The 13,778-nt window shown below is 41.7% G+C and carries 11 protein-coding genes and 2 pseudogenes; 4 read left to right on the top strand and 9 right to left on the bottom strand.

Translation table 11 applies throughout. The features are described 5' to 3' along the window. Positions 1–20: 20 nt before the first annotated feature. The 3 genes from NSQ68_RS06315 to NSQ68_RS06305 all read right to left on the bottom strand — a co-directional run bounded on the left by NSQ68_RS06315 (position 21) and on the right by NSQ68_RS06305 (position 3,293). The gene (locus NSQ68_RS06315) at positions 21–1,385 is read right to left on the bottom strand and encodes an ABC transporter substrate-binding protein (protein WP_342428319.1); all 1,365 of its coding nucleotides are present in this window, start codon (positions 1,383–1,385) and stop codon (positions 21–23) included. A 124-nt stretch (positions 1,386–1,509) separates the two neighbouring features. Beyond that, a complete protein-coding gene (locus NSQ68_RS06310; RefSeq protein ID WP_342428318.1) occupies positions 1,510–2,331 on the bottom strand; it encodes a carbohydrate ABC transporter permease in 822 nt (273 codons plus the stop codon). Beyond that, entirely contained in the window at positions 2,328–3,293 is a 966-nt protein-coding gene (locus tag NSQ68_RS06305; protein ID WP_342428317.1) for a sugar ABC transporter permease, read from the bottom strand. Before NSQ68_RS06305 ends, NSQ68_RS06310 begins: the two co-directional genes overlap by 4 nt. A gap of 192 nt (positions 3,294–3,485) precedes the next feature. Here NSQ68_RS06305 and NSQ68_RS06300 point away from each other — a divergent pair. Both NSQ68_RS06300 and NSQ68_RS06295 read left to right on the top strand, forming a co-directional pair. Further along, positions 3,486–3,806: pseudogene (locus tag NSQ68_RS06300) on the top strand (hypothetical protein). A gap of 236 nt (positions 3,807–4,042) precedes the next feature. Continuing rightward, positions 4,043–4,831 (top strand): polysaccharide deacetylase family protein, encoded by a 789-nt coding sequence (locus NSQ68_RS06295; RefSeq protein WP_342428316.1) that lies wholly within the window; start codon positions 4,043–4,045, stop codon positions 4,829–4,831. A gap of 155 nt (positions 4,832–4,986) precedes the next feature. Here the strand turns inward: NSQ68_RS06295 and NSQ68_RS06290 are convergent, their stop codons facing one another. The 5 genes from NSQ68_RS06290 to NSQ68_RS06270 form a co-directional block, all read right to left on the bottom strand. After that, on the bottom strand, positions 4,987–6,315 hold the full coding sequence (locus NSQ68_RS06290) for a prolyl oligopeptidase family serine peptidase (protein WP_342428315.1): 1,329 nt from the start codon (positions 6,313–6,315) through the stop codon (positions 4,987–4,989). Positions 6,316–6,416: 101 nt separating this feature from the next. Further along, positions 6,417–7,298 (bottom strand): AraC family transcriptional regulator, encoded by an 882-nt coding sequence (locus tag NSQ68_RS06285; RefSeq protein ID WP_342428314.1) that lies wholly within the window; start codon positions 7,296–7,298, stop codon positions 6,417–6,419. A gap of 1,174 nt (positions 7,299–8,472) precedes the next feature. After that, the gene (locus NSQ68_RS06280; RefSeq protein ID WP_307348523.1) at positions 8,473–9,600 is read right to left on the bottom strand and encodes a hypothetical protein; all 1,128 of its coding nucleotides are present in this window, start codon (positions 9,598–9,600) and stop codon (positions 8,473–8,475) included. Between the two features lie 467 nt (positions 9,601–10,067). Further along, positions 10,068–10,298, bottom strand: coding sequence for a restriction endonuclease (locus tag NSQ68_RS06275; RefSeq protein WP_080658594.1), 231 nt, complete (start codon positions 10,296–10,298; stop codon positions 10,068–10,070). Positions 10,299–10,415: 117 nt separating this feature from the next. After that, positions 10,416–10,610, bottom strand: coding sequence for a hypothetical protein (locus NSQ68_RS06270; RefSeq protein WP_307348521.1), 195 nt, complete (start codon positions 10,608–10,610; stop codon positions 10,416–10,418). Positions 10,611–11,054: 444 nt separating this feature from the next. Here NSQ68_RS06270 and NSQ68_RS06265 point away from each other — a divergent pair. Continuing rightward, positions 11,055–11,786: pseudogene (locus tag NSQ68_RS06265) on the top strand (alpha-amylase family glycosyl hydrolase); the annotation flags it as partial. Positions 11,787–12,264: 478 nt separating this feature from the next. On the opposite strand, the gene NSQ68_RS06260 reads toward NSQ68_RS06265, so the two are convergent. Then, positions 12,265–12,924 (bottom strand): nitroreductase family protein, encoded by a 660-nt coding sequence (locus NSQ68_RS06260; protein ID WP_029516306.1) that lies wholly within the window; start codon positions 12,922–12,924, stop codon positions 12,265–12,267. Positions 12,925–13,133: 209 nt separating this feature from the next. Here NSQ68_RS06260 and NSQ68_RS06255 point away from each other — a divergent pair, with 209 nt between their 5' ends. Beyond that, positions 13,134–13,472: a helix-turn-helix domain-containing protein gene (locus tag NSQ68_RS06255; protein ID WP_307348518.1), complete on the top strand. Its 339-nt coding sequence runs from the start codon at positions 13,134–13,136 to the stop codon at positions 13,470–13,472. The last annotated feature ends 306 nt before the right edge of the window (positions 13,473–13,778 follow it).

Here is a 13,778-nt window from a genome sequence, read left to right as displayed (position 1 = left end):
CGATTTTAAGGGAAGGCCGACTATTTTTTCACCGTTTGATTGTATTGCGCAATTTTGCCTGTTATTTCTTGTGCAGCTTGATCCAATGCCTGTTTTGGCTGTTGCTGGCCACTCAGAACGGCCTCGATTGCACCTTCGACGATTTGGCGCGCTTCTGGGAATACGCCCATCACTGCGCCCTGTGTAGCGGTGGATTGTGCCGATGCGTGCAATTGGTCAACCGCCGTCTGGAATTGCGGATATTTTACCATATTGTCTTTGAGTACCTTCTCGTCATAGGCTGCTTTCGTGATCGGGAAGTACCCGGTATTTACACTCCATTGTGCCTGTACAGCTGGGGAAGCGACGAATTTAATGAACTCCCACGCTGCCTTCTGTTGGGCTTCAGGCTTGTTGTTCATAATGTACAAACTCGCGCCGCCTACAACCACGCCGCCTTCTTTAGCTTCATTGGCTCTTGGCAGGAATCCTGTGCCTACTTCAAATTTATCGCCAACCTGCTCCACAATATTACGCAGCGAAGCGGTGGAATCCAGCGTCATCGCAATTTGTCCTGCGGAAAAAGCCTTTGCCGTATCGTCCGAGTTACGTCCCAGATTGGATACAACCTTTTCATCGATCATTTTCTTCCACCATGTCAGCGTTTTTACACCGGCATCCGAATTCAGCATGGATTCCGTTGCCGCTTGGTCACGACCATTGCCATTATTCACATAATCCGCGTTCTGATTGGCAAACAGTTGCTCCATAAACCAGCCGTAGATGGCAATGGAAGCACCGGATTTACCATCCTTGCTCAAAGCTTTGGCAGCCTTTTCGAACTCATCATACGTTTTCGGGGGATTAGCTGGATCAAGTCCTGCGGCTTTGAATGCATCCTTGTTGTAATATAAAATCGGGTTTGACGTATTGAACGGCATCGCGTTCAATTTACCATCAATCGTGTAATATCGTGTAATATTCGGCTCTAGCTGCGACAGATCGAACTTGTCTGCATCAATAAATTGTTGTACAGGTGTGATCATTTTGGAGTCGATCATGAATTTACTACCGATTTCGTATACCTGAATGATGTCCGGGCCGCTATTGGAACCAAGCGACGCTTTCAACTTGTTCAAGCTATCATCATATTTGCCTTGATATACTGGCTCTACCTGAATGTCCTTATGACTGGCGTTAAAGTCAGCAGCGATCTGCTTGATTGCTTTTTCACCGTTACCGGACATCGAATGCCACCAAGTCAGCTTCACTGGGGAAGCCGCTGCTGCCCCATCACTACCATTACCCGGCTTCTCTGCAGCAGTATTATTGCTACAACCTGCTGCAACCACCATGGCAGTCAGAATAAGCAGGGTCAATGCACTTTTCAGACGAAAAAATCTCATAATCTCTCTTCTCTCCCTTTGATTAAATGATTCTTGAATTGGCATTCTCTTGCGATATTCTTGTGTGTTGAAGCTCTGTATATGGGCTGCTTGCGCAGGTGTTGCTTTCTTTTGACATATGTGATCAGCCTTTAAGTGCACCCGCTGCCATTCCACGAACCAACTGTTTTAGTCCAAAGATCAGCAAGAGCAGAGACGGTAAAATGACAAGAGCCGTACCCGCAAATACCAGATTCCATGAAGTCGATTCCTGAAATTCGAGCATAGATATTCCAATCTGTACCGTACGCATATTCTCGCTATTGGTGATCAGTAAAGGCCAGAGATACGAATTGTACATGTTCAGGAACGAATACACTGCCAGTGTTCCGAGCGCCGGACGCGATAACGGAAGCACATGGAACAGAAAGTAACGGACATGTCCGCACCCATCCATACGAGCCGCCTCAAACAGTTCCTTGGGAAGCTGGAGAAAAAATTGCCTTAACAGGAATGTCCCGAATGCCGTCGCCAGAAAAGGAACCGTCAAGCCTTGATATGTATCAAGCCAATTCCAGCTTCGTACCGTTAGGTAGTTTGGAATAATGGTCACTTCCCAAGGGATCATCATCGTCGCTACAAACATGCTGAAAATAAAGTTTTTTCCCTTGAATTCCATTTTGGCAAAGGCGTAGGCCGCCAAGCTGGCTGTAATCAGCTGTCCAATCATCGTCAGACCTGAAATGAGAAAGGTGTTGCCAATAAAGGCTGCAATCGGAACAATTTCAAACACTTCTGTGAAATTCGCCAAATGAAAAGAATGAGGAAAAAAGCTTGGTGGATAAGCGCTTGCTTCCTCCGGCGACATGACTGCCATAAAAAACGTATATATAACCGGATACAAAATGAGAGCAGCTGCAATCGTAAGCAGCACATACAGCAATGTTGAATTCAGATGTCGTTTCATTGGTAATGCACCTTTCTTTCCACCCATTTGAACTGAATCATCGTGAGCAGCAGAATGACAGCAAACAAGACAATCGCCTGCGCGCTTCCCGTTCCGAACCGGAAATTAACGAAAGCTTCCTGATAGATGGAATACACAAATACATTCGTACTGTTCACTGGACCGCCTTTGGTCAAAATATTAATTTGAGCAAAGGACTGGAAGGCTCCAATGATGGAAACTACGGTCACAAAAAAGATCGTCGGTGATAACAGTGGCATGGAGATACGCCAGAACGTGACGAGCGGGCCAGCTCCGTCCATTTTGGCACTTTCATACATGTCATCTGGAATCCCCTGAAGTCCGCTCGATAAGATAATGTAATTGAAGCCAAGATTCATCCAGATGGTCATTATGGCTACTGAGAACAGCGCCCAATCTGGGCTGGTCAGCCATGGAACCGGATTGATATGTAGCAGGGAAAGCACATAGTTGAACATCCCCAGTGTCGGATGAAAGAGAAATTTCCAAATGACCGCAGATGAACCGACTGACAACACCATCGGCAGCGAAAAGGCAAACTGGAAGATACGCATTCCCCGCAATTTACTGTGTGTAAGTGCAGCCAGTACCAGCGCCAATAAAATACCTACTGGTACGGTTAACAGTGCAAACAGGAGTGTCACCTTAATCCCTTGCAGAAACAGTCCCGAGCTGAAAAGTGTAGTAAAATTATCTAACCCCACATAAGCTGCAACGTTTCCTGCGGGATCTGTAGAATGCAAGCTGAGATAAACGGACTTGATCATCGGGTAAAACATAAATACAGCAAACAAAATAAGCGATGGAGCCAAAAAGGTATACGCCAGCGCGTTTTCGCGCAATCTTTGAATTTTTAGCGAACCCGTGCGTATGCGGGCTTTAGACGAAGTCTGTTGCTGACTCCTCGTCCCCAGTCCCATAGATTTGTTAAGCTCACCCAAAACGGAGCGCCCCTTTCTTTTCAAACCAACCTCAGTAAGTGTATCGTTTCGATGTAAAGGGAACGTCAAGTGGGCTGGAGTAAAATGTTAATGTTTTTTCTTTTTGTAAAAGCAACTCTCTATAGGTATAAGCACAAGGACATAAACTCCTGCATACGATGCACCATTACATGGTATGGAGGTTAGAGGCGAATGCCGTACAACACCGTCAGTCCGTAAACTTTATATCAAGCTAGACCGGAATTACAGGCCGAACTCAAAAAGATCCGCGATCATTTGCATTATCAATTAAGCCCCTACATGAATCACACGGTCAGGGTACAAACGATGGATCATCAAGTATATGAAGGAACGATTGTGCACATCGATGCGGATCATTTGTATCTGAGAGTCCCTCAGCAAGTTCACTCACCCTTTTCAGGCACCACCACCCCTGATCGCTCCTATGCCTACAACAATGTCATTCTGCCGCTGGTATTATATAATTTATTGGTTATAACCCTGTTGAGCTAGCGTTCGATCCATACAATCTGTCTAGTTAAAAAGACAAAAAAAACTCCAATTCCGTAAGGAGCCTGCCATTGGCACATTACGAAGTTGGAGGTTTTAGTTATTTGTTTTCCATATTGAAGAAGCCATTAGATCTAATTTTGATTGGTTTGAAATGATGAATCTTAGAAACGGGGAATGGTATACGCTTCTTCTTGGCAAGCTAATGTGAGAATACGTTAGAACGGAGAAGAAGCCTTATGAAATATAACCATTTGCTGTGCGCTGGAATCGCTGTTTCTTTACTGTGTCTCAGCTCTTGTCCCACTCCATCTACCAATGCACAAGCCCCATCATACGCCTCCCCTACTCCTACAAAGGGAAGAGCCTATTATGAAGAACGCGGCGACATTGTATGGGAAGTTCCTACCCATCGCAAGTTGATTGCCCTCACATTCGACGACGGACCGGATGGAAGCAATACGCCTGCCATTTTGGATTTGCTTAAAGAATACGATGCTAAAGCGACCTTTTTTGTCGTCGGCAGCCGTGTAGAAAAGCTGCCTCACCTTGTCAAGCGGGAACGAGAAGAAGGGCATGAAGTTGGCAACCATACCTTCCTTCACTCATCCTTTCAGTATATTTCTCGCAACAAAGCTCTGTCCGAATTGGATCAAGCTCAGGCGAGCATCGTACAGGCAACTGGTGCGGGGACCCATCTTTTTAGGCCGCCCGGCGGCTCCTATACCGATTCGCTGGTCAAGCTCTCCAAGGAGAAAGGGCTGAAAATTATTTTATGGTCCTGGCATCAGGACACCTTAGATTGGCGAAAACCCGGTGTACATCGTATCGCTAATAAGGTCCTTCGCAACGCCCGTAACGGCGACATTGTCCTCATGCACGATTATGTACATCAAAGTACGCAAACCGTTGAAGCCTTGAAAATTATTCTACCCGAGCTCAAGAAGAGAGGTTATACCTTCGTTACGGTATCTGAATTACTCTCTAATCGGGAAAAACCGGATGGGCTGATTGAAGTGAATAAGTGAAAGGAAGAATTAAACTCCGTCAATTATTTTTTTTGACGGAGTTTTATATAGCGTTGCAGTATGAGATTCTTGGCATTTGGTTTTGAAATAATCTCATCCCCCAAAATATAAAAAGCCGCGATTTACGCGGCAATTAATACGATCATTGCTATACTTTAGTCCAATGTTTTGGAGGCCAGCCATTGCATCATCGTTGTTTTCTTTCCGTTAATCACCTTCGATACTTCGTTGTTATATACGTAAATCCAAGACCAATGGCCGTTGTATTCATACGGTGTTTGGTCGCTCTTTTTGTACAAACCAGAGGTATCTACTACGTTATCAAATAACGACATATGGACATCCTTCGCTCCGGCATTCACTAAACGGTTGTAGGTCGGAACCGTATAATCGTTGGGCGGAACCACGGTGTCGGTTTTGGCAGCCACAAACCAGATCGGCAGGTCCTTCATTTCATTAATCTGTTCGTCGGTTATAAGACTATCCTTCAAGGCTTCACATGCGACCACAGCTGCTGCAAAATAATCTTTATAGTCACGGATCATCAGCATAGTCATGTAACCACCGTTGGAGTCTCCACCAATGTAGATTCGATCTGTATCAATGTCTTTGTTTTTGGCCACGTAATCCTTAATTAAGGACATCAATGCTTGCTCGTACTTGGAAGTTCCGTCCCCAAAGCTTGTAAAGCCATCCATCCAGTAGGTTGGGGTCTGAGGTGCCAACACATAAGCCCCGCCAAAATAGGATTGAATATCCTTAGAGGCAAAATTTGCTGCTTTATTTCCGGCAATCGGAATCGTTGGATCGGTACCTCCCTCACCCATACCATGCAGCCAGATCACCAAAGGGTTTTTCACTTTGTCTTTTGCCGGTGCATAGTCTGCGTAGGTTAAAGTAACTCCATCAAAAGTAGATTTACCGCTCGCAAATTGATCAACCAACTTCCGTATCTGTCCTGCGGAAGTATCAATCTTCAAGCCGGAAATCGTTCCGGATTTGGTTTTAATAGCTTTTTGCTGCGTGATCGTGTATTTGTTATCATTCCATGCATTAAACCCGGAACCTGCCGCATCATAATGAATAGCTGAGCTTAGTGTTAGGGCCGGGCCGATTTCCATTTCTAATACGACATAGCTTCCGGTTTTATTTACAGGGTTGCCACTTTTGTCCGATACATAAGCCTTGATGACTTTCCGGTTGCCATTCTCAATAAAGGGATTTACCAATCGGTTGTCGCTTCTTTCCACATGCACCTTAAATGTATCCTTTGTTATCGCATCTTTAGGTATTGGCTTACCCAGGTTAACAATGATCTTCGTAATGGCTGCTCCCCAATCCTTAACTTCCGCAACCGTCCGGTATGAGGTGGGCTGTATCTTTACATCCTTGGCCCATGCACCGGAGCTGAAAACAAGAGTCGTACCGATAGCTAAAGTGAGTAACATAGTTGTCTTAGCAACCTTTTGAAACCGTTTAAACATGATGTCTTACCTCCCAGATCCATTAATGAAACGCTTACATTATTTATTTTAATAATCTTTTTAATTTGCATCCTGTCTTTTATTAGCCTAATTCAGGTCAATTACTGACTCCTTGCTCCAGAATACCCCTTGTTTTCTTTTCGATATTGATGCGGTGTTGCCTGATAAACCTTTTTAAATACCCTGGCAAAAGACTTCTCGTTCGGAAATCCATGCTCCAGCGCAATTTGTATGATGGAATGATCCGTATTCATGAGAACACGATAAGATCTCTCCAGGCGGATGGCATTGATATATTGAAATAGAGTCATCCCTACATGCTTCACAAAAAAACGGGACAAATATTCCGGAGAAAACCCAAAAACCTGAGCTATGGAATCCAAGGATAAGCTTTGATCGTAATTCTCTTTGATATAATCGGTTATCAACGTCAACCGCTCCAAATATTTATCGGAGTTAAAACCACGGATAGATTCATTATCCATTTTAAAATGCATTAATAACAGATACACCAGTTTATACGATAATGACGTTAAATGGATATACGTTAAAGGGTCATTATGCCGGTTGAGATAAGCCGCAAATAAGGTGTTTAGCAAATCACGCAGCTCCGCAAAATGCTGTAATCGCTGCTCGTTAGTTTCAAAAATAGATATACAGTCAAATGAAATGGGTTTACTGCCGTTAACATTTTCTCGAATAAATTCAGAAGGAATCAGAACGGTTATGGCCTCTCTTCCTTTTCCCTTAGCCACAGAAAAGGAATGAATAGCATTCGAATTAATGAGCACAATATCTCCTTCTTTGGAGCTATAACTCGCACCATCAATATAGATATGGTCAATTCTTCCTGAAAGCACATAGGATATTTCGATGCTATCGTGCCAATGCCCAGGTATGTACGCTGGTTCATTGGAGGAATGAACTATAATTTTTAACGGAAAATGATTGTCTGCCTGGACCAGCTCATATTTGTATTCCAAGTTTATCGCTCCTCTCAGATGTGACTTCATTAATAGAAGAAAATGGCTTCAGCAGAGTGCCGAAACCACTTGTATTTAACCTTCCTCTCTCTATAAACAAAAAAACCTAAGTATAACAAAATACATAAGATCCTTAGATCTTAACATTTTGTTCCTTAGGTTTTGCCTGCGTAACAGTAACAATCCTAGTGCTATTCATTTAATTAAGCTAAGTATATAGTGGGTTGAAATACATGTCAACGCTTTCATTTTAGAGCGTAATGAAGTGAAAAAACTTGATTGATTCTCGCCGATAAACGTTTCTGAACTTAACTCTTATTTTATAACATGGTTTGTTCCCTGTTCAGAAAATTTCATTTGCCTATATTCATTCATGTTATTCTTTCTAGCGTCCAATATTCTAATACCCTCTGAGATTCTGTGCTAGAATAGGATTTTATCTGAAATTGTTTTTCTGAATTGTTCATTAAATCACCTCTAAGGATTATTTTTGTGCAAGCATATTATGTTCTAAATTGATTTTGTTATGTAACAAAAATGGATGTTTTCCATAAACACATACTTCATAGGTTCTTCTTTAGCTCATAGTATCGACCAGATCCATTCTCTGATCTTATTGTAAAAAATGATACCGGGTATCCTAAACATGAAAAAATGCAAAGGTCCAAATTTAAAGGAGGCAGCTTTTGTAAGGAAGGACAACCAAAAAGAGCCCCAGAAAATCCCAGGGCAGGTTCTACTACTTTGAAGTTTTTGGAAGTGTGATAAATTAACCTTAATACATATGGTTCCATTTTGACTATTCTGCTTTATCTCCAGTCAACCAGCTAAGACCATCGATTAGGCCTTGTTTCTTGAATTTTTGATAATTCGCTTTTGCTTCCTCCTTTCCGCCTCTTACGATCTTCAGTTTGTTACTGGATCTTGTTTGTTGGATGTGTCATTAAAAACGTTTCTGGATTTTTGAGAAGTTATTTGTTGTACCAACATCTTGGGTCGCAGTAGCGGATATATTGGCAGAATCAGTTACACTTGCAAAGATCGCACTCGGCACGACAACAGCACAACAGCTCCCAACAACTAATAGATAAGGCTGATACAAAGAATCATTTCTTTTTCATATATTATTCCTCTTTGTATTACTAGGTGGTAATGCCAGCCATCATTGAAATTGTTAAATCCAAGTGCCTTGTTTGTTTTTTGAGGATCTTAGATAAACAAGAACCAAGTTGGCTGTATTTTTAATTCCATGGAAAATAGTATCCTCGTTGATTATCTCAGATCTAACCTTACTATAGTGATCAGCAATTTCTTTTAGAGTCCATCCTTTAATTTGATAATCTACGAGCCATTTAAAATGTTCTAAATTTCTCTTCTCTTTATCTTTTACATATCCTCGTTCTTGAAGGAATTGCTCTGTTCGTTCACGATATAGATTTTTATATTGTTCATAATATGTGTCTATGAGTCTCTCGAACTCTTTCCAGGTTTCTTTCCGCGGATCCCAACCCTTCCCGCCCTCCCATGGTTGTGTAAGTGAGTTAGTTTTAGACGAATCCATGATTTTAGCTTCAATAATATTGCTCTTACTTTCGTCAAACATTCTAAGCATTTCAAAAGCATGGATATTTGGTTTATCGTTTCCAGACAAACAGAATATATCTTCTGGGGAAAACACGAAAGGGAAATATCTCGAAAAAAATGAATGATATATTTTTTCTTGTTTACCGACACTTCTACTTAATTCAATATCGTCGTGTTCGTCCTCAAAGTAGAGATACTCTGATAATGATAACTGTTCCTCATACGGCCAAGAGCATTTGTAAATTGACATTGCGCGAAGAGCCTCCGGACCGACTTCAAGATCTTCAGCGTGCTTTTTTATATTCAGCTGTCTTTCTTTTCTTGATTCCTCTTTCCGGTCATCATAATAGTTAGCAATCCCCCATAGAGCCAAATTTAGGTACAAGTCTCCATCTCCTGTTAAGTGGTACTTAGTAGCCCAGCCGTATAGACTCTCTTTTAATTTCATATATTCAGGAAAGTAATCTGTGCGGGCTGCTTTTATTAGTTTCCAATTTGACGGCTCTTCATTGGGAGTCAGTTCCTTTTGACTTGCATACCATTGAAAAGCTTGTGTATAGCTTTCATAAACGCCATGTTCTAATTGTTCCAGTACATCTGGTGCCATTTGTTCTATTAACTTTACAAACAATGATATGGCATCGTGTTTTCCTGAGTCTATTAACACTGGTGAACCATTATATTTGATCCGATTAGGATGATAGTACAAACCCCTCATATGTTTCGGTCTCCCTTCAAAGTAAAAGATTTATTTCTATTCTAGAGTATATAAGTCAATGGGAACATGAATTGCAGCAAATCGATTCTAATTCAACTAAGAAAACAATCAACAAACCTTATGTACTACTACCCACGGTTATTTGTGAGGATCACCTATAAGGATCTTTTACAACAAAGAGTTTCTCCCTACAGCAAACGAAACAAAAAGATCAGTGCTGATCTTTCTCGTTACAACCTACATTTTCTATTAGACTCTTATTAGTAAAATTTCTTCAGTATGTTACTAAGGCAATAATTCAGATTCTGTTATAAATAATAGCACTCGAGCCAATTCGCTAAGGATCATTCCCCCTTTCATTCAACAGTTGAATCATTCCTCAATTTCGCGTGGGATCACTTCAATAATATTCAAAATCATTTTCTTTATAAGGTAATAATTCTACAATAGGCAGCATCGTTATTGAATTAAGCACTTGTCTTCTTAGAGGACAACATTTTTCTTTCGTTTGTACTAGCATCTCTACCAAATTCATTCCGGCTGATTAGCCTGACACTATTGGATTTAGCCAACTCATAGGCCTGTGATGTAAAGTTGCTATTGGTGACAACCCATGCACCATTTGCTCTATAATGTGCGCGGGCGCTCCGCACTTCCTGAACAATATGGAATTTAGTACTCAACCTATAGACGATCATACCGTTCAATTTATAGAAAAATACACCATGTCCTTGGCGTATAGTTTCGTTAAAATATTAGTGGTACCCCTTGACAAACATTAGCTGGTTTTCTTGTCTTGCACTTGTTTCCAGGCGTTAAGTGTACTCAACTTCTCGCTTTCCTTCTTCTGTAAAAATGATCTGAGTTTTTTTTCCATCAGGATATTCTTTAATCATCTTTCCATTTTCCTCATAGACAGCAGGAACACCTTTTTTTTTGGCTTCTTGACGCGCTGATTGGGTCGCTCTTTTCAAAATATCTTTTAAGTCATTTGTAGAAATTCTGCTCACAAGACAACCTCCAAATCCCAAATATTTATCATCTTATACATCAATTTTAACACGGTTATGCACGGTTTATGGATTCAGGATAATGACTCGGGCAGTATTTGCCTGAGCTTGATATTTTCTTTCATTATTTTTTCTCTTTCAAAGAAAGCATGGCTCCTTCCTGTCTACTCATATGGTCTTTCGGTCTAAATGTTCCGTCCGAATACCCTTGGACCATATAATCTTCGTAAGACCCATAATCTCTCCTTTGGCCCACTGAGCAATCTTGTCCTGGTCCAAGTATACCACTGATTCCCTCTCTCATTTTCGGTAGCCTGAATCACTCTTGCATATGTATATCCAGAGATAACTCTTACTAGACCGACCGTTGCTAAGTGCTCAGCTTGTGTACCCAACAGAACTTTTTTTCATTAGCATTCTTTTTAAGCTCGACTGAATGGAAAGGGTTGGAATAGCCTGTATCTGAATAATCATGATCAACCTCGCATGCTTTCCCGTTTTAGAGACGATAAGAATTATCATAAAGAGTCTGGCAAAATGCTGGCGACCCTATTGCATACGCTTCAAGGCACATCCTACATTTACCAAGGCGAAGAAATCGGAATGACAAATGTGCGCTTTGAAACAATCCAAGAATACAAGGGTATTGAAATCCTCAATATGTATAAAGAATACATGGCTGCAGGCCAAGATGAAGCCTCCATTATGAATTCTATCTACATCAAAGGACGCGACAATAGCCGCACTCCTATGCAATGGAATGACTCACCGCAGGCCGGATTTACAACTGGTAAGCCCTGGATCGGTGTTAATCCTAACTACAAACAAATTAATGTAGAATCTTCGCTGTCTGATCCAGATTCTATTTTTCATTATTATCGTCGGCTAATTGAACTGCGCAAGCAGCATGACATTATTGTTTATGGTGACTACTCAATTGTTGCAGAAAATCATGAGAAAGTTTTTGCTTATCAGCGAGCATTGGGTAACGAACGACTGGTGGTAATTCTCAACTTTTTTGGTGAACCTACGAGTATTTCTTTTCCAAAAGAAAGCTCTATTCCTCAATCTGGAAAACTACTGATTTCCAACTACAAGTCGGAAACTGCACTTGTTGATACTCAAAATATTACATTGAGACCATATGAAGCTAAGGTTTATTTATACACAGTGTAATCAAATTTTTCAAAGGTCTTCCACACCATACTGTTCAGTGAGCCGAAGGCCAGTCTGGGGACAAAGCTTGCCGTTCGATTTCAGAGGGCCTGCGTCAAGATGCCAGCAACAAGCTTCGAGTAACGATCGTTTCACCCGGATTCACAAACACACCTGGATCCACACAATTGGATTCCCTGGACGCCATAAAGGACTCAGAGATGAAAGCCAAACTCGAAGCTTATCAGAACATTGGGTTATCCCCCTACTCTATCGCTAAAGCTATTGCGTTCGCAATTGAGCAACCAAATGGCGTGGGTAAGTGAAATAGTGGTCCGCCCCACAGCGCAAATGTCCAGGGACATCCTCATTAATGATCAATAAGGATCAGGTGCCACCAAAAAACTCAAAAATGCACCTCCAATTGTTAGTAGTGGTTAACAATTGGAGGTGCATTTCATATCCTTTAGCTTCTTTTATATTACATGAATGATTAATATCAATCCTTAGGCAATTCATTAAAGAAAGCGACATCTTCTATCGGTAATCTTACCGTCCGGTGTCCGGGCTTCACCGCCTTACCTATGGCGATAAGCATAACTGGAGCGTATCTCGCCGGAATATCAAACTCTTCTACAAATTTTACTTGGTCAAAGCCGCCCATCGGGACCGTATCATAGCCTTTTGCACGGGCGACAAGCATTAGCTGCATGGATACCAGTCCACTATCAATAAATACTTTTCGGAGTACATTTTCTGGAGGCATACTCGCGAACAGTCTTTGGTATCGCTCCACGAATGATTTAGCTGTCTCTTCAGGCATGTACCCCGCATCGACCGCCATCCCGTAAACTTTCTCGGCCAATTTATAGCCTTCCAAATCTCCGAGTATCGCAATGACAGCTGAAGCCTCAATCACTTGCTGCTGGCTGTTGGCGATCGGAAGCAGTTTTTGTTTTAGCTCCTGCGAGTCGATGACGAGAAACCTCCACGGCTGGAGATTGGCGCCAGAAGGAGCCAGTGTAGCTAGCTGCAATATATCCTTCATTTCGTCCCGTGAGATCTTTACTTCGGAATCATAGTACCTTACAGATCTCCGATCTTGAATAACATCGAAAAACTGCGCCTCCACCTTCTGTGACGATTGTTCAACGGACATGCTTCTCTCCTCCCCATAATTACCTTGCCCCAAGTTGGCACAAGATGTTCTAAATAATTAGTAGTAGACCTTCAAAACAAATTCAACCATTGCAGTTAAATAAGCTTTAGTGTTACTATAAATTATTAAGTGTCTACTTTAAAGTAGACACATTATTTTTATATAGCTCAATAAATTAGACTAACTATACTATAGTAAGGAATGATTTTGTGGATATAAGCAAAGAGGACGAACAATGTCTCATCTCCATTCGCGAGGCGTTGGAGGTTGTTCGCGGAAAATGGGCTATTTTGGTACTCACCTTACTTAGTCTGGGTCCGCAGCGATTTAATCAGATGCGAAGATATTTAGACAATGTCAGCATCAAGTCTTTAACGGATGTCCTGCGTCATTTTGAGCGGCATGAAGTCATCAACCGCCAGGTGTTCCCTACCTCACCTGTTACTGTTGAGTATTCGCTAACAGATAAAGGAAGGGCGTACATACCTGTACTTCGGGAAATGCGCATATGGGGTGAAACCTGGGGAGGAACATCGGAAGCGCGTTGATGATGGCGAAACCCCGCTTGGGTAAAGTAATAGTTTAGACTGGATCTTAAAAATGAAACGGCAACAGCTAGGGACCAGAAAATAAAGTCCTAGACTGTCACCGTTTCATTCAACTAATGTTCACTGTTTAGCACAATCGTTATTTCTACTATACGTTTTCGCGAGACAGGCTACAATCGAATGGGATTCAATAATATACAGGCCGCAAAGAAGGTACTGTTCCCAGGAAATCTGGAGTGCAGTACCCTCTTTGTTAACGGACTTATTCAATTAGCTTCATCAATCGTCTAATTTTATTGTGTCCGT

The sequence above is a fragment of the Paenibacillus sp. FSL L8-0158 genome (assembly GCF_038592965.1).
GTDB classification, from domain to species: Bacteria; Bacillota; Bacilli; order Paenibacillales; family Paenibacillaceae; genus Paenibacillus; species Paenibacillus polymyxa_D.
The sequence above is the reverse complement of the archived record's forward strand: the minus strand, read 5'-3'. Positions and strand labels throughout refer to the sequence as shown.

Bases quoted from the DNA above. Each gene is read 5' to 3' on its own strand.
- NSQ68_RS06280 (WP_307348523.1), bottom strand. From the start codon at position 9,600: ATGAGGGGTTTGTACTATCATCCTAATCGGATCAAATATAATGGTTCA.
- NSQ68_RS06295 (WP_342428316.1), top strand. From the start codon at position 4,043: ATGAAATATAACCATTTGCTGTGCGCTGGAATCGCTGTTTCTTTACTG.
- NSQ68_RS06310 (WP_342428318.1), bottom strand. From the start codon at position 2,331: ATGAAACGACATCTGAATTCAACATTGCTGTATGTGCTGCTTACGATT.
- NSQ68_RS06315 (WP_342428319.1), bottom strand. From the start codon at position 1,385: ATGAGATTTTTTCGTCTGAAAAGTGCATTGACCCTGCTTATTCTGACT.
- NSQ68_RS06290 (WP_342428315.1), bottom strand. From the start codon at position 6,315: ATGTTTAAACGGTTTCAAAAGGTTGCTAAGACAACTATGTTACTCACT.
- NSQ68_RS06260 (WP_029516306.1), bottom strand. From the start codon at position 12,924: ATGTCCGTTGAACAATCGTCACAGAAGGTGGAGGCGCAGTTTTTCGAT.
- NSQ68_RS06275 (WP_080658594.1), bottom strand. From the start codon at position 10,298: ATGATCGTCTATAGGTTGAGTACTAAATTCCATATTGTTCAGGAAGTG.